The sequence below is a fragment of the Streptomyces fradiae genome (assembly GCF_041270065.1).
Taxonomy (GTDB): Bacteria; Actinomycetota; Actinomycetes; order Streptomycetales; family Streptomycetaceae; genus Streptomyces.
Genome location: NZ_CP065958.1, coordinates 3,842,487 through 3,859,825 on the forward strand (window position 1 = coordinate 3,842,487; position 17,339 = coordinate 3,859,825).

The window sequence follows — 17,339 nt, forward strand, 5'->3', positions numbered from 1 at the left end:
CGCCTGACGGGCGCGCACCCGCCAGGCGGCGGAGACTGGTGTCGTACGGCCGCCGGTGACTCGTACGGCCGCCGCAATGCACCGACCCGCAAGGCCGCCGTAAGCCCACCGGGGGGACCACGGAGCGAGCGTCATGGACACCCACAAGGTCGGCAGCGACACCACCGTCCTGGCAGACAGCCTGGAAATCCCGGGGATCGGCCACATCCCCGTCAACGCCTACGTCCTCAAGGCCCGCGAGCCGGTCGTCGTCGACACGGGTCTGTCGGTCTCCGACCGCGACTTCGTGGACACGCTCGGCTCCGTCATCGACCCGGCCGACGTGCGGTGGATCTGGCTCACCCACCCCGACCGCGACCACACCGGCGGGATCTTCGACCTGCTGGTGGCGGCGCCGCGGGCGCGGGTCGTGACCACCTTCCTCGGCGCCGGGATCATGACCACCGAGCGCCCGCTGCCCATGGACCGCGTCTACTTCCTCAATCCGGGTCAGTCCCTCGACGTCGGCGACCGCCGGCTGCGGGCCTTCCGGCCGCCGCTCTTCGACAATCCGGCCACCGTGGGCTTCTACGACGAGAAGACCCGGATCTGCTTCAGCTCGGACTGCTTCGGCGGCCCGATGCCGACCGCCGAACTCGCCGAGAGCGGCCACGCCAACGACCTGAAGCCGGAGGAGCTGCGGGCGGCGCAGCTGCTGTGGGCGGCGGTGGACAGTCCGTGGGTGCACGTCGTCGACCCGGTGAAGTACCGGGCGTCGATCGAGCCGCTGCGGGAGATGAGCCCCGAGATCGTGCTGTGCACGCATCTGCCGCCGGCGGTCCGGATGACCACCGGCATGATCGAGACGATCACCATGGCGCCGGACGCGGACCCGTTCGTCGGCCCGGACCAGGCGGCCCTGGAGGAGATGCTGAAGGCCTTCGAGCCCGGGAGCACCCCGGCGGCCGCCACCTAGGCCGGCGACCGCTCAGGACGGGCCGGCCGGCGCCCCGTACCGGCTGCGCAGCTCCCCGACGACGCCGAAGAAGGCGGCGGTCAGCGGCACGGCGAGGAGCATGCCGAGGATGCCGGCGACCGAGGCCCCGGCGGTGATCGCCAGCATGACGACGGCCGGGTGCATCTGCACGGTGCGGGACTGGACGAGCGGCTGGAGCAGATAGCCCTCGATCATCTGGACGGCGAGGACGACGCCGAGCACCCACAGCGCGATGACGAAACCCCGGTCGGCGAGGGCGACGAGTACAGCGATGGCGCCGGAGAGGAAGGCGCCGAGGTACGGGATGTAGGCGGTGATGAAGACGAGCGCGGCGAGTCCGACCGCGCCCGGCACCCGCAGCACGAGCAGGCCGGTCCCGATCAGGACCGCGTCGACGAGCGCCACGAAGGTCGTCCCGCGCATGAAGCCCTCGACGGCCTCGAAGGCGCGCCGCCCCATCGCCTCCACGACGTCGCCGGTGGAGCGGGGGGCGACCGAGCGGAGCACGTCCACCGCCCGGTCGGAGTCGCGCAGGAAGAAGAAGATGAGGACGAGGGCGAGGGCGGCGGTGGCCATCATCTGGCCGACCACGCTGAGCCCGGAGATCACCCCGGAGGCCGCCGTCCCGCCGAACTTCGCGAGGAGCTGCTTCGCGTTCTCGGCGAGGTCGTCGAGCGAGGTGCCGGCCGCGCCGAAGTGCTTGGCGATGTCCTGGGCGGCCTGCCGCAGCGAGTCGACGATCTGGGCGCCGGTGTCGACGAGGGCGGCGACGACGACGTACGTGGCTCCGCCCACCACCGCGAGCACGGCGAGCACGGTCAGCCCGGCGGCCAGCGACTTCTGCACCTTCATGCGCAGCAGCCGCCGGTGGAGCGGGCCGAGGAGCGCGGTGCCGAGCAGGGCGAGCAGGGCCGGGGTCACCGCCGTCTTGAAGACCACGCACAGCCAGACGAAGACGGCCGCGACCCCGGCGACGAGCAGCGCGACGCCGCACCAGGCGGCGGTGCGGCGGGCGCCTTCGGGCAGCAGCGGGCGTGCTTCGGCGGGCATGGACCCACCGGACCACGGCGCCCGGCGTGTCGTCGCGCGCTGCCGGGCCGTACGGGTGACGCCGTGTCAGGCCCCCGGACGTAGGACGCGGAGACGGTACGGGGACGAGAGCGGCGCCCTCGTCCCCGTACCGTCGTCGCTGACAAGCCCTACTCGCCCATCCCGTGCACCGCCGGGATCGTGCCGAGCCGGCCCGCCTGGAAGTCCTCGAAGGCCTGGCGGAGTTCGGCCTGGGTGTTCATGACGAACGGGCCGTAGTGCGCCATGGGCTCGCGGATCGGCTGCCCGCCCAGGAGCACGACCTCCAGGTCCGGGGTGTTCCCGTCCTGCTTCTCGTCGGCGCGCACGGTGAGCGCCCCGCCCTTGCCGAAGACGGCCGTCTGGCCCATGTGGACCGGGCGCCGGTCGGCGCCGACGGTGCCGCGGCCGGCCAGGACGTACGCGAGGCCGTTGAAGTCCTCGCGCCACGGCAGGTTGATCTCGGCGCCGGGGCGGATGGTCGCGTGGATCATCGTGATCGGGGTGTGGGTGATGCCCGGGCCCTGGTGCCCGTCCAGCTCGCCGGCGATGACGCGGAGCAGCGCGCCGCCGTCGGGCGTGGTGAGCAGCTGGACCTGGCCGCCGCGGATGTCCTGGTAGCGGGGGGCCATCATCTTGTCGCTCGCCGGCAGGTTCACCCACAGCTGGAGGCCGTGGAAGAGGCCGCCGCTGACGACGAGGTGCTCCGGCGGGGCCTCGATGTGGAGCAGGCCCGAGCCGGCGGTCATCCACTGGGTGTCGCCGTTGGTGATGGTGCCGCCACCGCCCTGCGAGTCCTTGTGGTCGAAGATCCCGTCGATGATGTAGGTGACGGTCTCGAAGCCGCGGTGCGGGTGCCAGGGCGTGCCCTTGGGCTCGCCCGGCGCGTACTCCACCTCGCCCATCTGGTCCATCATGATGAACGGGTCGAGGTACTGGTAGTTGATGCCCGCGAAGGCGCGGCGCACGGGGAAGCCCTCGCCCTCGAAGCCCTGCGGGGCCGTGGTCACGGCGAGCACCGGGCGGGCGACGGCGTCGGCGGCGGCGCTGACGCGGGGCAGGGTGAGCGGGTTCTCGACAGTCACGGCGGGCATGGCGGGACCTCCTTGGACACGCACCTTCGTGGGTACGGGGCACGTTGTACGACCACTTTAGTTGAATGCTGAACTTCCTGCCACCCGGAACGCGAAACGCCCGGGAGGAATTCCTCCCGGGCGCTCTCGCCTACGCCAGACACGAGCCTGGCTCAGCCGTACATCCGCCGCATCGCGTAGTCGACCATCTGCTCCACGGCCTTGGCGTCGAAGACCATCCGGTGGTCGCCCTCCATGTCGAGGACGAAGCCGTAGCCGGTCGGGAGCAGGTCGATCACCTCGGCGCCGGTGATCACGAAGTACTTGGACTCCTTGCCCGCGTACCGCCGCAGCTCCTTCAGCGTGGTGAACATCGGGATCACCGGCTGCTGGGTGTTGTGCAGCGCCAGGAAGCCGGGGTTGTCGCCGCGCGGGCAGTAGACCTTGGAGGTCGCGAAGATCTGCTGGAAGTCCTCGGCCGCCAGCTGCCCGGTCGTGAAGGCGCGCACCGCGTCCGCGAGCGAGGGCGGCGACGGCTCGGGGTAGAGGGGCTGCTGCTGGGCGTAACCGCCCTGCATGCCACCCTGCATGCCGCCCTGCATGCCCTGCTGCATGCCGGGCTGGGCGTACTGCCCCTGCCCCTGCTGCGGCTGCGCGTACTGCTGCTGGGCACCCGGGTTCTGCTCGTAGCCGTACATGGTCAGAGGGTATCGAGCCGGCGGGGCGGGGTGCGGCCCGCGTCACAGATGTCCGGAAAGGGGTTGCCGTTATTACCGGTGGGTAGCATCATGGAGAAGAGCATGAGCTACTCATGAGTAGTAGCGGTGCGAGTACGAGGTCCTTCCCTCCCCGAGCCTTTACGGAGCCGTCGCCATGGGGCACTACAAGTCGAATCTCCGCGACATCGAGTTCAACCTCTTCGAGGTGCTCGGCCGCGACAAGGTGTACGGCAGCGGTCCGTTCGAGGAGATGGACGTCGAGACCGCCAAGAGCATCCTGGACGAGATCCGCCGCCTCGCCGAGAACGAGCTGGCCGAGTCCTTCGCCGACGCCGACCGCAACCCGCCGGTCTTCGACCCGGAGACCAACACGGCCCCGGTCCCGGCCTCCTTCAAGAACTCGTACAACGCCTTCATGGAGTCCGAGTACTGGCGTCTGGGCATCCCGGAGGAGATCGGCGGCACCGTCTCCCCGCGCTCGCTCATCTGGGCCTACGCGGAGCTGCTGCTCGGCTCGAACCCGGCCATCTGGATGTACTCCTCCGGCCCGGCGTTCGCCGGCATCCTCTTCAACGAGGGCAACGAGGCGCAGAAGAAGGTCGCGAAGATCGCGGTCGACAAGCGCTGGGGCTCCACCATGGTGCTCACCGAGCCCGACGCGGGCTCGGACGTCGGCGCCGGCCGCACCAAGGCGATCCAGCAGGAGGACGGCTCCTGGCACATCGAGGGCGTGAAGCGCTTCATCACCTCCGGTGAGCACGACATGGAGGAGAACATCCTCCACTACGTCCTCGCCCGCCCCGAGGGTGCCGGCCCCGGCACCAAGGGCCTCTCCCTCTTCCTCGTCCCGAAGTACGAGTTCGACTGGGAGACCGGCGAGCTCGGCGCCCGCAACGGCGTCTACGCCACCAACGTCGAGCACAAGATGGGCCTCAAGGCCTCCAACACGTGCGAGATGACCTTCGGCGACAAGCACCCCGCCAAGGGCTGGCTGATCGGCGACAAGCACGACGGCATCCGCCAGATGTTCCTCATCATCGAGTTCGCCCGCATGATGGTCGGCACGAAGGCGATCTCCACCCTCTCCACGGGCTACCTCAACGCCCTGGAGTACGCCAAGGAGCGCGTCCAGGGCACCGACCTGGCCGACTTCATGGACAAGACCGCCCCCAAGGTCACCATCACGCACCACCCGGACGTCCGCCGCTCGCTGATGACGCAGAAGGCGTACGCCGAGGGCATGCGCTCCCTCGTCCTCTACACGGCCTCCGTGCAGGACGCGATCCAGGTCGCGGAGGCGGCCGGCGAGGACGCCAAGGCGCTGCACGGCCTGAACGACCTGCTGCTCCCGATCGTCAAGGGCTACGGCTCCGAGAAGGGTTACGAGCAGCTCGCGCAGTCGCTCCAGACCTTCGGCGGCTCCGGCTTCCTGCAGGAGTACCCGATCGAGCAGTACATCCGGGACTCCAAGATCGACACCCTCTACGAGGGCACCACCGCCATCCAGGGCCAGGACTTCTTCTTCCGGAAGATCGTCCGCGACCAGGGTGCCTCCCTGAACGCGCTGGCCGAGGAGATCAAGAAGTTCCTCGCGGTCGGCACCGGCGGCGAGGAGCTGGCCGGCGCCCGCGACGCGCTCGCCAAGGCGGCCGTCGACCTGGAGGGCATCGTCGGCGTCATGCTGACCGACCTCACCGCCACCGGCGAGGACGTCAAGAACATCTACAAGGTCGGGCTCAACACCACCCGCCTGCTGCTCGCCTCCGGCGACGTGGTCGTCGGCTACCTGCTCCTCAAGGGCGCGGCCGTGGCCGCCGAGAAGCTGGCCGCCGGCGCCTCCGGCAAGGACGTCGCGTTCTACCAGGGCAAGATCGCGGCCGCGAAGTTCTTCGCCGCCAACGTCCTGCCGGGCGTCTCCGCCGAGCGCGTGCTCGCCGAGGCCGTGGACCGCGGCCTGATGGACCTGGACGAGGCCGCGTTCTAAGTACCGCACAGGTACGCGACCTCGCTCCGTACAGGAACGGCTCGCTCCCGGGGAGGGGGGCGGGCCGTTCCGCTTTTCGCCGGGTGCGTGCTCCGCTTTTGCCGGGTGCGTATTCCGCCCCGTACGCCCTCCGGACAACGGTCCGGACAAGGGTCCGGTACCCCGAGTCCGTATTCCGAGACATGCGTAAGGTGAACGGCATGAGTAGCGCACCTTCCCGCTTCGACCGCGGCCACACCGATGACCTCATGACCTTCCTGGCGGCCTCGCCGTCGCCGTACCACGTGGTGGCCAACGCGGCCGGGCGACTGGAGAAGGCCGGCTTCCGCAAGGTCGAGGAGACCGACGCCTGGGACGGGACGTCCGGCGGGAAGTACGTGATCCGCGGCGGCGCGATCATCGCGTGGTACGTGCCGGAGGGCGCCGCCCCGCACACCCCCTTCCGGATCGTCGGCGCGCACACCGACTCGCCGAACCTGCGGGTCAAGCCGCAGCCCGACTTCGGCCGCGAGGGCTGGCGCCAGATCGCCGTCGAGATCTACGGCGGACCGCTGCTCAACAGCTGGCTCGACCGCGACCTGGGCCTGGCCGGCCGGCTCACCCTCCGGGACGGAAGCACGCACCTGGTGAACGTGGACCGGCCGCTGCTGCGCGTGCCGCAGCTCGCCATCCACCTGGACCGCCAGGTCAACGAGGGCATGAAGCTGGAGCGCCAGCGCCACATGCAGCCCATCTGGGGCCTGGGCGAGGTCCACGAGGGAGACCTCGTGTCGTTCGTCGCCGAGGAGGCGGGCGTCGACGCCGAGGACGTGGCGGGCTGGGACCTGATGGTGCACGCCCTGGAGGCCCCCGCCTACCTGGGCCGCGACCGCGAGCTGCTCGCCGGCCCGCGCATGGACAACCTCATCTCGGTGCACGCCTGCGTCGCCGCGCTCACCGCCGCCGTGGCGCGGGACGGCGCCGCCCTCCCGTACATCCCGGTCCTCGCCGCCTTCGACCACGAGGAGAACGGCTCGGAGGCCGACACCGGCGCCCACGGCCCGCTGCTCGGGAACGTCCTGGAGCGCTCGGTGTACGCGCGGGGCGGCGGTTACGAGGACAAGGCGCGGGCCCTCGCCGGCTCGGTCTGCCTCTCCTCCGACGTCGGCCACGCCGTGCACCCCAACTACAGCGAGCGCCACGACCCGACGCACCACCCGCGCCCCAACGGCGGCCCGATCCTCAAGGTGAACGTCAACCAGCGCTACGCGACCGACGGCAGCGGCCGCGCCGTGTTCGCCACCGCCTGCGAGAAGGCGGGCGTGCCCTGGCAGTCCTTCGTCTCCAACAACGACATGCCGTGCGGCACGACGATCGGCCCGATCACCGCCGCCCGCCACGGCATCGCGACCGTCGACATCGGCGTGGCCTGCCTGTCGATGCACAGCGCCCGCGAACTGTGCGGCGCGGAGGACCCGCACCACCTGGCGAACGCGCTGCTGGCGTTCCTGGAGGGCTGACGCCCGGCGGACAAAAGACGGGTCCGGCCCCTGCCACACGGCAGGGGCCGGACCCGTTTGCGATGCCTAGGCGTCCATCCCCGCGAGGATCAGCGGGAGCCGGGTCGCGCCGTCGGCCGTGAGGCGGACCGGGACGCCCCAGTCCTGCTGGTGGACGTGGCAGGCCGGGTACTCTCCCCCAGAGCCTTCGGCCTGGGAGGTACCCCCATCCGGGTCGTCGCAGGACGCGGCCATGGCGGAGACGTGGAGCACGCCCTCCGTCAGGTCCGGGTTCAGCTCCAGCTCGCGGAAGAGGTCCGTGCCGGTGCCCTCGCCGGCGAGCAGCAGCTCGGGCGGGGTCGAGGAGACCAGCAGCCGGGTGGAGGGCCCGTACCGCTGGTCCAGCTTCTGGCCCTTCGGTGCCTGGAAGACCACGTCGAGGCGGAGCCGGCCCGGGGCGACGTCGGTGGCCTCGCGCCGGGTGCGGTGGGCGACCGACTCGACCTGGACTGCCTCCTCCGGCAGCCGGAGCCGGGTGAGCCGGTGCCGGGCGGACTCGACCACCACGACGTCCTCGCCGACGACGACCGCGTCGCTCGGCTCGCGCAGATCGGTGGCGAGGGTGGTGACCTCGCCGCTCGCCGGGTCGAAGCGGCGCAGGGCGTGGTTGTACGTGTCGGAGACGGCGACCGAGCCGTCGGGCAGCGCGGTCACGCCGAGCGGGTGCTGGAACAGCGCCTGGTCGGCGGCGCCGTCGCGGTGCCCGAAGTCGAAGAGCCCGGTGCCGACGGCCGTGTGGACGACGTATCCGTCGCCCTCCGTGTCGATGTAGCGGAGCGCGCTGGTCTCGGAGTCGGCGATCCACAGCCGGTCGGCGGTGGCGGCGAGCCCGGAGGGCTGCGCGAACCAGGCCTCGGCGGCGGGCCCGTCGACCAGGCCCTCGTTGGTGGTCCCGGCCGCGACCTCGACGGTCCCGGTCTCGGGGTCGTACGTCCAGATCTGGTGCACACCGGCCATCGCGATCCACACCTTGCCCTGCCACCAGGCGACGTCCCACGGCGAGGACAGATCGACGTCGAGGGCGGGCCCGGAGGTGGGGGAGCCCTGCCACCACTGACGGCCGGTCCCGGCGATCCGCTCGATCGCGCCGCTCTCGGGGTCGAAGGTCTTGAGGGCGTGGTTGACCGTGTCGGCGACCACGACGGTGCCGTCCGGCAGCAGGGCGAGCCCCTGCGGCTCGCGGAACTCCCCGTCGTCGCCGATCCGCCGTACGACCGTCTCGCCGTCCTCCGCGAGCTCGACGAGCTGGTGCCGGGTGGTGTCGGAGACGAGGAGGTTCCCGGACGGGAGCAGCACCGTCTTCCCGGGGAACCGCAGATCGGTCGCGACCGGCTCCGGCGGCACGTAGGGCCCGTCCCCGCGCCGCAGCGTCCCCTTCGCCTCGTGCTCCGCCTCCAGCTCCTCCACGAGGGTCCGGATCGCGTTGGCGTGGCCCTCGCCGGCGTGCTGGGCGACGACATACCCCTCGGGGTCGATCACGACGAGCGTCGGCCACGCCCGTACCGCGTACTGCTTCCAGGTCGCCAGCTCCGGGTCGTCCAGCACCGGGTGATGCACCTCGTACCGCTCGACGGCGTCGACGACCGCCTGGTGCTCGGCCTCGTGCACGAACTTCGGCGAGTGCACCCCGACGATCACCAGGGTGTCGCGGTGCTTCTCCTCCAGCTCGCGCAGCTCGTCGAGGACGTGCAGGCAGTTGATGCAGCAGAAGGTCCAGAAATCGAGCAGAACGATCTTGCCCCTCAGGTCCATGAGGGTCAGATCGTCTCCGCCGGTGTTGAGCCAGCCGCCCTTGCCGATCAGCTCGGGGGCACGGACACGAGCGCGAGCGCGCGGAGAGTCGTTCATGGCTCAACTGTGCCGCACGGATCGCCGGACGGGTGAATGCGGGGTCCGGGTGGCGGGACGGGGCGTGTCTTGGGGGGTGGGGGTGGGGGCGGGGCGGACAGCATGGGGCGGCGGAACGATCATCCGACTATTCGGCCGTTCGGTTCTTCGGCTGCTGGGAGAGGGAGGCGTCATGCGGGGTCGGCACGCGCCACCGGCGCTGTTAGTGCTCTCGCTCCTTCTGGCGATGTGCCCGCAGACCGCGAGCGCGGGCGGCGCCGGGGCGAACGCGCTCGGCATGAGCGTCACCGTGAACACCGTGCCCGGGGCGGGCGGCGTCACGGTGCGGACCGGCGGGTACGTGGTGAAGCGGTACCGGCTGGTGAACCGGGGCGAGGCCGATCTGTACGGGGTCCGGGTCGGCGATCCGGGCGTGCCCGGGGGCCAGGCGAGCTGCCCCCGGCGCACCCTCGGCCCGCTCCGCTCGATGGTGTGCACCGCGCGCTTCCGCGCCCTGGCCGGCCGCCACACCGCGACCGCCCGGGCCACCGGCGACATCCCGTCCCTGGGGCAGCGGGCGACCGCCACCGCCCGTTCCGGTTACGAGGGCGTGGCCGGCGCGCTCGCCCTCGCCGAGGCGGTACGGGTCGGGCCGGCCGGCACCGTGCGTACCGCCACCGTCCGCTACACGGTCACCAACCGGGGCAACCGCCCCGTCCGCGCCCTCCGGCTCACCGACCCGGTCCTCGGCGCCGCGCCCGGCGGGCTCGTGTGCGCCCTGCCCGAGCTGGCCCCCGGCGTCTCCGCCCGCTGCGAGGCGACCGTACGGCGCGGGCCCGGCGCCCACCGCAGCGCGGGCCTCGCCGAGGGCACCGACCGGATCACCACCCTCGGCGAACACGGCGAACGCCTCCCGGCCCCGCCGCTCACGGCGCGCGCCTCCGCCACGTGGCGGGTGGCGGCGCCACCGGCCCCGCCCGCGCCCCCGGCGCCGTCGGCCCCCTCCGCGTCGCGCCCGCCCCGGACGCCGCCGCCGCGACGTACGACACCAGCCGGGGCCGCCGGTGCGCCCCCGGGGCACCCGGGGCGCTCGGGGCACCCGCTACCGCCGCCGCGACGGCGGCAACGGCCGGGGCGATCGCCGAGGCGGTTGCCGAGGCGGTCGCGGCAGCCGCTGCCGACGCGGTGGCGGCCGAAGCGGCGGCCGAGGCCGCCGCAGCACTGGCCGGCGCCGCGCTCGGCGGGGCCGCCGCCGGCGGAGGGCTGCCCCCGGGCGCCGCCCCGCCGCCCGGCGCGGCTGCCCGCCCGCCCGCGGCGGTCGCCGAGAACCCCACCACCCGGCTCCCGACCACCCGGCTCCCCGCCGTACGCCCCCCGCCCGCGCGGGTCGCCGTCCCCGACGACGAGGGCCTGCTGCCCCGCCTGCACCGCCGCTCCCGCGAACTCCCGCACCTCGGCGTCGTCCTGACCCTGCTGCTGATCCTGATCCCGGCCGCGATCGCGGCCGCCCTGCTCAGCAACCGCCACTCCTGAGAACCCTGAGAACCCCTGAGAACTCCCGCGAACTCCTGAGAGACCTCATGGCCCTGCTGGAAACCCTCGCCGTCGTCTTCGCCGTCGCCCTGGTCGCCGCCGTCGCCGTGTACATCAAGACGAAGCTCTTCCCCCTCGGCGACGGGGAGGAGATCCGCGAGGACGTCGCCGAGTACATCTCGATGATGGTGTCGGTGTTCTACGCCCTGGTGCTCGGCCTGTGCCTGGTCTCCGTCTGGGACAACCGCGCCACCGCCGACGACCGGGTCCAGGCCGAGGCCAGCGCCCTGCACCAGACGTACCTCCTCGCCGACGCGCTGCCCGCCGAGCAGCGCGGACCGGTGCGGGAGGCGGCCCGCTCGTACGCCGGTCACGTCGTCGACGTCGAGTGGCCGCTCATGGCCGAGCGCGAGCCCCTCGGCGACGACGGCTGGACGCTGCTCGACCGGCTGCGTACCGCCGGCGAGCTGCGCGGCCCCGGCACCACCGCCCAGCAGATCGCCGCGCAGGAGGTGCTCGCCCAGATCGGCTACGTGGACGACGCCCGCCGCGGGCGCGAGGCGGCGGCCGAGGAACGTCTGTCCGTGGTGCTGTGGGCGGGCCTGGTCATCGGCGGGGTGCTGACCGTGGCCTTCATGTTCCTCTTCGGGCTCAACCGGAGCAGCACGCACGTGATCCTCGTGATGGGCCTGTCCGGGTTCATCGCCTTCACGGTGCTGCTCATCCATCAGCTGGACACCCCGTTCGGCGACCCGCTCGGCGTCGGCCCCGACCCGTTCACCCGCTACTTCCGCCTGTGACGGGGAAGGGATCGCCCCATGAAATACCTGGTACGGGACAAGATCTTCGCCATCGGCGACGACTACTGGATCGAGGACGAGCGGGGCCGCCACGCCTTCCTCGTCGACGGCAAGGCGCTGCGGCTGCGCGACACCCTGGAGCTCAAGGACCCCGACGGACGGGTCCTGATCACCCTGCGGCAGAAGATGTTCAGCCTGCGGGACGCGATGACGATCGAGCGGGACGACCGCACGCTCGCCACCATCCGCCGCAAGCGCCTCTCCCTCCTCCGCAACCACTTCCGGGTCGCTCTCGTCGACGGCACCGAACTCGACGTCAGCGGCCGGATCCTGGACCGGGAGTTCACCGTCGAGTACGACGGCGAACTCCTCGCCCACATCTCCCGCCAGTGGTTCCACGTCCGCGACACCTACGCCGTGAACGTGGTCCGCGAGGACGCCGACCCGGCGCTGCTCGTCGCGGTCGCGGTGTGCGTGATCCGGATGGCGGAGCGGGAGCGGGAGGACTAGAGCGGTCCTGTCACACGGTCAGAGGGCCTTGGCGAGGGCCTGTTCCAGGTCCGCCCACAGGTCCTCGACGTGCTCGATGCCGACCGAGAGGCGCACCGTGCCCGGCCCGATGCCGGCCGCCGCGAGCGCCGGTTCGTCGAGCTGCCGGTGCGAGGTCGACGCCGGGTGCATCACCAGGGTCTTCACATCGCCGAGCGAGACGCTGAGCGAGGCGAGCCGGACCGCCTCGACGAAGGCCTTCCCGGCCTCGCGGCCGCCCGCGAGGTCGAGGGAGACCACCCCGCCGCCGCCCCGCGGCAGCAGCCGGGCCGCGATCGTGTGGTCCGGGTGCGAGGCGAGGGCCGGGTGCCGTACGGCCGCGACCGCCGGGTGGGCGGCGAGCCGGGCCGCCAGGTCGGCGGCGCTCGCGCTCTGCCGCTCGACGCGCAGCGGCAGGGTCTGCAGCCCGCGCAGGGTCAGCCAGGCGGCGAACGGGTCGGTGACCGCGCCCTGTTCGACCGCGTAGTGCCGCACCCGCCGGTGCAGGGCGGTGTCGCGGAAGACGGCGATGCCGCCGAGGACGTCGGCGTGCCCGGCGAGGTACTTGGTCGCCGAGTGCACGACGACGTCCGCGCCGTACGACGGGATCGGCCGGCACAGCAGCGGCGAGGCGAAGGTGTTGTCGACGACCGTCGGCACCCCGGCCTCCCGCGCCACCGCGATCAGCGCGGGCAGGTCCGAGACGCGGGTGGTGGGGTTGGCGATGGTCTCCAGGTAGAGCAGCGCGGTCCCGGGGCGCTGCGCGGTCCCGGGGCGCAGGGCGGCGCGCACCTCGTCGGCGTCGGTCCCGGAGACGTACGTGACCTCGACGCCCCAGCGCGCGGCGAGGTCGGTGAGCAGGGCGTACGTACCGCCGTACAGGCAGCGCTGGGCGACGACGTGCCCGCCGCTGGAGAGCAGGGCGAGCAGCACGCCGTTGATGGCGCCCATCCCGGAGGCGTACGAGAGCGCGTCGGCGCCGCCCTCCAGGCGGGCGACGGCGGTCTCCAGGGCACGGACGGTGGGGTTGCCCATGCGGCTGTAGAGGAACTCGTCGGGGGAGCCGAAGGCCTCGGCGAGCGCGTCGGCGCTGTCGAAGGCGAAGACGTGGTTCTGGTGGATGGGCACGCCGAGCGGCCGGCTGCCGCGGATCTCCGGCTGCGGCGCGTGCACGGCGAGGGTCTCGGGACGGGCGGATTCGGGGTGGGCGGACTCGGGGTGGTGGTCTGCTGCGGTCAGGTGCGTGTCGGCGGTCATGACGGTCAGTCTGGGGACGGAGCGCTTGCGTCCACAGGACCAATCCCGGCAGATTGGTCCGCCGATGGATCCAATGACACCCACGCTGCAGGAACTGGTCGCCTGGCTCGGCCGCTGGTCGGCCGGCCGAGGCCCGCTCTATCTCCTCCTCGCCGCCCGGATACGGCAGTTGGTCGACGAGGGCCTGCTGCCGCCCGGCGCCCCGCTGCCCCCGGACCGACGGCTGGCGACCGCGCTTTCGGTGGGGCGGACGACGGTGGTCGCCGCGTACGAGACGCTGCGTCAGGAGGGACGCCTTGTACGCCGGCAGGGCAGCGGTACGCGGGTGGCGCCGGCCGCGCTCGCCCCGCCGCCGCCCGGGCAGCGGGTCACGGAGACGTCCAACCCGATGTTCCTGCACCTGCTCGAACCCTCCGACGACGTCCTGCTGCTGAGCTGCGCCGCACCGCCCGCCCCGCCGCCCGCGCTCGCGGAGGCGTACGCCCGCCTCGAACTCCCGGCGCACGACCTCGGCTACCACCCGGCCGGCCTGCCCGCGCTGCGCTCGGCGATCGCCCGCCGTTACGGGCGGCGGGGCGTGCCGACCGACCCGGCGCAGGTCCTGGTCACCACCGGCGCCCAGCAGGCGATCGGGCTGCTCACCCGGCTGCTCGTGGCGCCCGGCGACGGCGTTCTCGTGGAGGCGCCGAGCTATCCGGGGGCGCTCGACCTGTTCCGGGAGGCGGCGGCCGTGCCGCACCCGGTGCCGGTGGGCCCGGATGGCCTCGACGTGGCGGAGGCGGTCCGGGTGATGGCACGTCACCGCCCGGCCCTGGCCTATGTGATCCCCCGCTTCCACAACCCGACCGGCACCGTCCTGCCGCCGCTCCTCGGGCGGCGCCTGGTCGCGGCGGCCGAGGAGCACGGCGTACCGCTGATCGACGACGAGGTGCTCGCCGAGCTGGACTTCGGCGCCGATCCCGGTTCCGGGGACGGGGGGCCGCCGCTTTCCTCGTACGGTACGGAGGTCATCGGCGTCGGCTCGCTCAGCAAGGCGGTCTGGGGCGGGCTGCGGGTCGGCTGGGTGCGCGGCCCGGCGCCGCTGATCGCCCGCCTGGCCCGGCTGAAGGCGCTGCACGACCTTGGCAGTGACGTTCCGTCCCAGCTGGTCGCGACCCGGCTGCTCGACGGCTTCGCGCCCGTCCTGCGCTCGCGGGTGGCCGAACTGCGGGCCGGCCACGACCACCTCCGGGCCGAGCTTGCCCGCCGGCTCCCCGACTGGCACTGCCCGCCCGCGGCCGGCGGCCAGACCCTGTGGGTCCGCCTCCCGTACGGCGACGGCGTGTCCTTCGCCCAGATCGCGCTGCGCCACGGGGTGGCCGTGCTCCCCGGCTCGACCATGGACGCCCTCGGCGGCAGCACCCGCCGGCTGCGGCTGCACTTCCTGCTGCCGCCCGCCACCCTCACGGAGGCGGTGGACCGGCTGGCGTCGGCGTGGGCGGAGTACGCCCCGGGGGCGGCGGGCCGGGCCGAGGGCCGGCCCGCCGCCCTGAACGCCATCACCGTCTGAGGACTCGAAGGAGCCGCATCCGTGCACACGCCCATCACGCCGTTCGCCCTGCATCGCTGGCAGGAGGGGAAACGGCCCGACGTCCGCTCCGGGTGGCGGGGCACCTCGCCGGAGTTCGGCGAGATCGTGCTGACCTGCCCGCTGCCCCGGGTCGTCCCGGAGTCGGTGGTCTCGGAGGCGCGCGGCGGGCTGCTGCCCGTCACCACCTTCGAGTCGCGCGGGATCCACGTCGAGAACCTGCGGCTGCCCACCCTCAACCGGGCCACCCTGCGGGTCGGCGACCGGCACGTCCACCTGGCCCGCAACCGGATCGGCGCCACCCTCGTCCAGCGCGCCCTCCAGCTGCGGCACGCGGGCGACACGTACCGGCTCGCCGCCCTCGACCGGCGCGGCTACACCCTCACCCGTACCGCCGACGCCGAGGACCCGGGCGTCACCGTGACCGTACGGGAGTCGGGGCGCGGGCGCGGCGCGCAGCTCGCGGTACGGGCCGAGGGCCGGGCGGAGGGCGCCGACCTGGCGCTGGCGCTGGTCTTCGCGGGCGTCGACCGCTCGGCCCTGACGCGGGTGGGCGCGGTGAGGGCGGGGGTGCGCCGGGTGACCGAGCTGTGGGCGGAGGCCTCGTACTGACGCTCCGCGCCCCGACCCTGACGCCGAATCAGCGGCCCAGCACCCGGTCCTTCAGAGCGGGGAACTGCTCGCGGGTGGTCGCCACCTTCGCCGGGTCGAGGTCGACGCGCAGGATCTCCTCGCCGGGTCCCGCCTCCGCCAGGACCTCGCCCCAGGGGTCGACGACGATCGAGTGCCCGGCCTGCTCGACGCCGGCGTGGGTGCCGGCGGTGCCGCAGGCGAGGACGTACGCCTGGTTCTCGACCGCGCGGGCCTGCGCGAGCAGCGTCCAGTGCGCGCGGCGCCGGGCCGGCCAGCCGGCCGGGATCACGAAGGCCTGCGCGCCCGCGTCGACGAGGCCGCGGAAGAGCTCGGGGAAGCGCAGGTCGTAGCAGGTGGCGACGCCGACGGTGAGGCGCGGCAGGTCGACGGTGACCAGGTCCTCGCCGGCCGCCATGAGGACCGCCTCGCCCTTGTCGAAGCCGAAGCGGTGGATCTTGCGGTAGCTGGCGACGAGCTCGCCGTCGGGGGAGAAGACGAGCGAGGTGTTGTAGAGAGCGGGGGTTCCGAGGGTGCCCACGGCCTCGACGATCGAGCCGGCGTGCAGCCACACGCCCGCGTCCCGCGCGGCCGCGGCCATCGCCTCGTACGTGGGGCCCTTCAGCGGCTCGGCCTCGGCGGCGAACGCCTCGTAGGCGAAGGCCCCCATCGGCCACAGCTCGGGGAGCACGACGAGATCGGCGACGCCGCGTTCGGCGCGCACGAGGGCGGCCACCCGCTCGCGGCGGTTGTCCACCGATTCGTCCGAATCTACTGCGATCTGGAGGAGCGAGGCGCGCACACTACCACCGTCCTGGCATTCGAGCCGTCAACACGGGCCTACGATCGTCACACGAAAGCACTGCCGGGGTGCCTTCGGGCAGCGTAACTTAGCGTCCGAGCCTCCCACGCAGTCATGTTTTCAGCCCGCCAGCCACCGTCACCCGCCAGCCACCACCGCTCCAGCCCGCGTATCGAAGAACCGCCGAGGGGTCCCGTGACCGTCCATCCCAGCCTCCAGAACTACGCCGACGCCTGGACCCACTCCATCGAAGCGATAGCCGAGCTGGTGCAGCCGCTCGTCGAGGGCGAGTGGAACCGTGCCACGCCGTGCCCGGGCTGGTCGGTCCGCGACATCGTCTCCCATGTCATCGGCATGGAGACCGAGATGCTCGGCGACCCGCGCCCGATCCACAGCCTGCCCCGCGATCTCTACCACGTACGCAGTGACTTCGCCCGCTACATGGAGATGCAGGTCGATGTGCGGCGGCACCACACCGCGCCGGAGATGACCTCGGAGCTGGAGTACGTGCTGATCCGCCGGGCGCGCCAGCTGCGCAACGAGACCCGGCAGCCGGACGCCATGATGCGGGCCCCGCTCGGCGCCGAGCAGACGCTGGAACTCGCTTACCGGATGCGCGCCTTCGACTGCTGGGTGCACGAACAGGACCTGCGCACCACGCTCGACGTCCCCGGCAACCTGGACTCCCCCGGCGCGTACGTCACCCGGGACGTGCTCCTGGAGGCGCTGCCCCACGTGGTCGCCAAGGAGGCGGGCGCGCCCGCGTCCTCGGCGGTGGTCCTGGACGTGACCGGGCCGGTGGAGTTCCTGCGCACGGTCCGGGTCGACGCCGAGGGCAACGGCTCGATCGACGGCGCGCCCTCCCTCGGCCCGGCGGTGACGCTGGCGACCGACTGGGAGACGTACGTACGCCTGGCGTGCGGCCGGGTGCGTCCGGCGGAGGTCGCCGACCGGGTGAAGACGGAAGGCGACGAGGCGCTGGCGGAGGCGATCCTGGCGAACTTCGCGGTGACGCCGAACTGACCGTCAGCCGTCAG

Annotated in this window: 15 protein-coding genes; 9 read left to right on the forward strand and 6 right to left on the reverse strand. The window is 72.8% G+C overall.

The window, feature by feature from the left end:
* Positions 1-133 precede the first annotated feature (133 nt).
* Complete coding sequence (locus JAO84_RS17420; RefSeq protein WP_370413714.1) at positions 134-955, forward strand: MBL fold metallo-hydrolase; 822 nt, start codon at positions 134-136, stop codon at positions 953-955.
* 12 nt (positions 956-967) lie between these two features.
* Here the strand turns inward: JAO84_RS17420 and JAO84_RS17425 are convergent, their stop codons facing one another.
* The 3 genes from JAO84_RS17425 to JAO84_RS17435 all read right to left on the reverse strand — a co-directional run bounded on the left by JAO84_RS17425 (position 968) and on the right by JAO84_RS17435 (position 3,815).
* The gene (locus JAO84_RS17425; RefSeq protein ID WP_370413715.1) at positions 968-2,026 is read right to left on the reverse strand and encodes an AI-2E family transporter; all 1,059 of its coding nucleotides are present in this window, start codon (positions 2,024-2,026) and stop codon (positions 968-970) included.
* A gap of 149 nt (positions 2,027-2,175) precedes the next feature.
* Complete coding sequence (locus tag JAO84_RS17430; RefSeq protein WP_370413716.1) at positions 2,176-3,138, reverse strand: pirin family protein; 963 nt, start codon at positions 3,136-3,138, stop codon at positions 2,176-2,178.
* Positions 3,139-3,290: 152 nt separating this feature from the next.
* On the reverse strand, positions 3,291-3,815 hold the full coding sequence (locus JAO84_RS17435; protein WP_370413717.1) for an SseB family protein: 525 nt from the start codon (positions 3,813-3,815) through the stop codon (positions 3,291-3,293).
* Positions 3,816-3,990: 175 nt separating this feature from the next.
* On the opposite strand from JAO84_RS17435, the gene JAO84_RS17440 reads away from it, so the two are divergent.
* Positions 3,991-5,820 (forward strand): acyl-CoA dehydrogenase, encoded by a 1,830-nt coding sequence (locus JAO84_RS17440; RefSeq protein WP_265861550.1) that lies wholly within the window; start codon positions 3,991-3,993, stop codon positions 5,818-5,820.
* 200 nt (positions 5,821-6,020) lie between these two features.
* Positions 6,021-7,319 (forward strand): M18 family aminopeptidase, encoded by a 1,299-nt coding sequence (locus tag JAO84_RS17445; protein ID WP_370413718.1) that lies wholly within the window; start codon positions 6,021-6,023, stop codon positions 7,317-7,319.
* 66 nt (positions 7,320-7,385) lie between these two features.
* Here JAO84_RS17445 and JAO84_RS17450 read toward each other — a convergent pair whose 3' ends face one another.
* Complete coding sequence (locus JAO84_RS17450) at positions 7,386-9,206, reverse strand: NHL domain-containing thioredoxin family protein (RefSeq protein WP_370413719.1); 1,821 nt, start codon at positions 9,204-9,206, stop codon at positions 7,386-7,388.
* 927 nt (positions 9,207-10,133) lie between these two features.
* Between JAO84_RS17450 and JAO84_RS17455 the strand changes: the two genes are divergently transcribed.
* From JAO84_RS17455 to JAO84_RS17465, 3 genes are read left to right on the forward strand one after another with little or no spacing between them, the layout of a single operon-like run.
* Positions 10,134-10,718 (forward strand): hypothetical protein, encoded by a 585-nt coding sequence (locus JAO84_RS17455; RefSeq protein WP_370413720.1) that lies wholly within the window; start codon positions 10,134-10,136, stop codon positions 10,716-10,718.
* A gap of 47 nt (positions 10,719-10,765) precedes the next feature.
* Complete coding sequence (locus tag JAO84_RS17460; RefSeq protein WP_370413721.1) at positions 10,766-11,518, forward strand: hypothetical protein; 753 nt, start codon at positions 10,766-10,768, stop codon at positions 11,516-11,518.
* 18 nt (positions 11,519-11,536) lie between these two features.
* Positions 11,537-12,028: an LURP-one-related/scramblase family protein gene (locus tag JAO84_RS17465; RefSeq protein WP_370413722.1), complete on the forward strand. Its 492-nt coding sequence runs from the start codon at positions 11,537-11,539 to the stop codon at positions 12,026-12,028.
* Positions 12,029-12,046: 18 nt separating this feature from the next.
* Here the strand turns inward: JAO84_RS17465 and JAO84_RS17470 are convergent, their stop codons facing one another.
* A complete protein-coding gene (locus tag JAO84_RS17470) occupies positions 12,047-13,303 on the reverse strand; it encodes a PLP-dependent aspartate aminotransferase family protein (protein ID WP_370413723.1) in 1,257 nt (418 codons plus the stop codon).
* A 64-nt stretch (positions 13,304-13,367) separates the two neighbouring features.
* Here JAO84_RS17470 and JAO84_RS17475 point away from each other — a divergent pair, with 64 nt between their 5' ends.
* Together JAO84_RS17475 and JAO84_RS17480 are read left to right on the forward strand one after the other, a co-directional pair.
* Positions 13,368-14,852 carry a PLP-dependent aminotransferase family protein gene (locus JAO84_RS17475; RefSeq protein ID WP_370413724.1) on the forward strand — a complete coding sequence of 495 codons (1,485 nt, stop codon included), beginning with the start codon at positions 13,368-13,370 and terminating at the stop codon, positions 14,850-14,852.
* Positions 14,853-14,873: 21 nt separating this feature from the next.
* Entirely contained in the window at positions 14,874-15,482 is a 609-nt protein-coding gene (locus tag JAO84_RS17480; RefSeq protein WP_370413725.1) for a hypothetical protein, read from the forward strand.
* Positions 15,483-15,510: 28 nt separating this feature from the next.
* Here the strand turns inward: JAO84_RS17480 and JAO84_RS17485 are convergent, their stop codons facing one another.
* A complete protein-coding gene (locus tag JAO84_RS17485; RefSeq protein WP_370413726.1) occupies positions 15,511-16,302 on the reverse strand; it encodes a carbon-nitrogen family hydrolase in 792 nt (263 codons plus the stop codon).
* A gap of 195 nt (positions 16,303-16,497) precedes the next feature.
* Between JAO84_RS17485 and JAO84_RS17490 the strand changes: the two genes are divergently transcribed.
* Complete coding sequence (locus JAO84_RS17490) at positions 16,498-17,325, forward strand: maleylpyruvate isomerase family mycothiol-dependent enzyme (RefSeq protein ID WP_265861536.1); 828 nt, start codon at positions 16,498-16,500, stop codon at positions 17,323-17,325.
* Positions 17,326-17,339 lie beyond the last annotated feature (14 nt).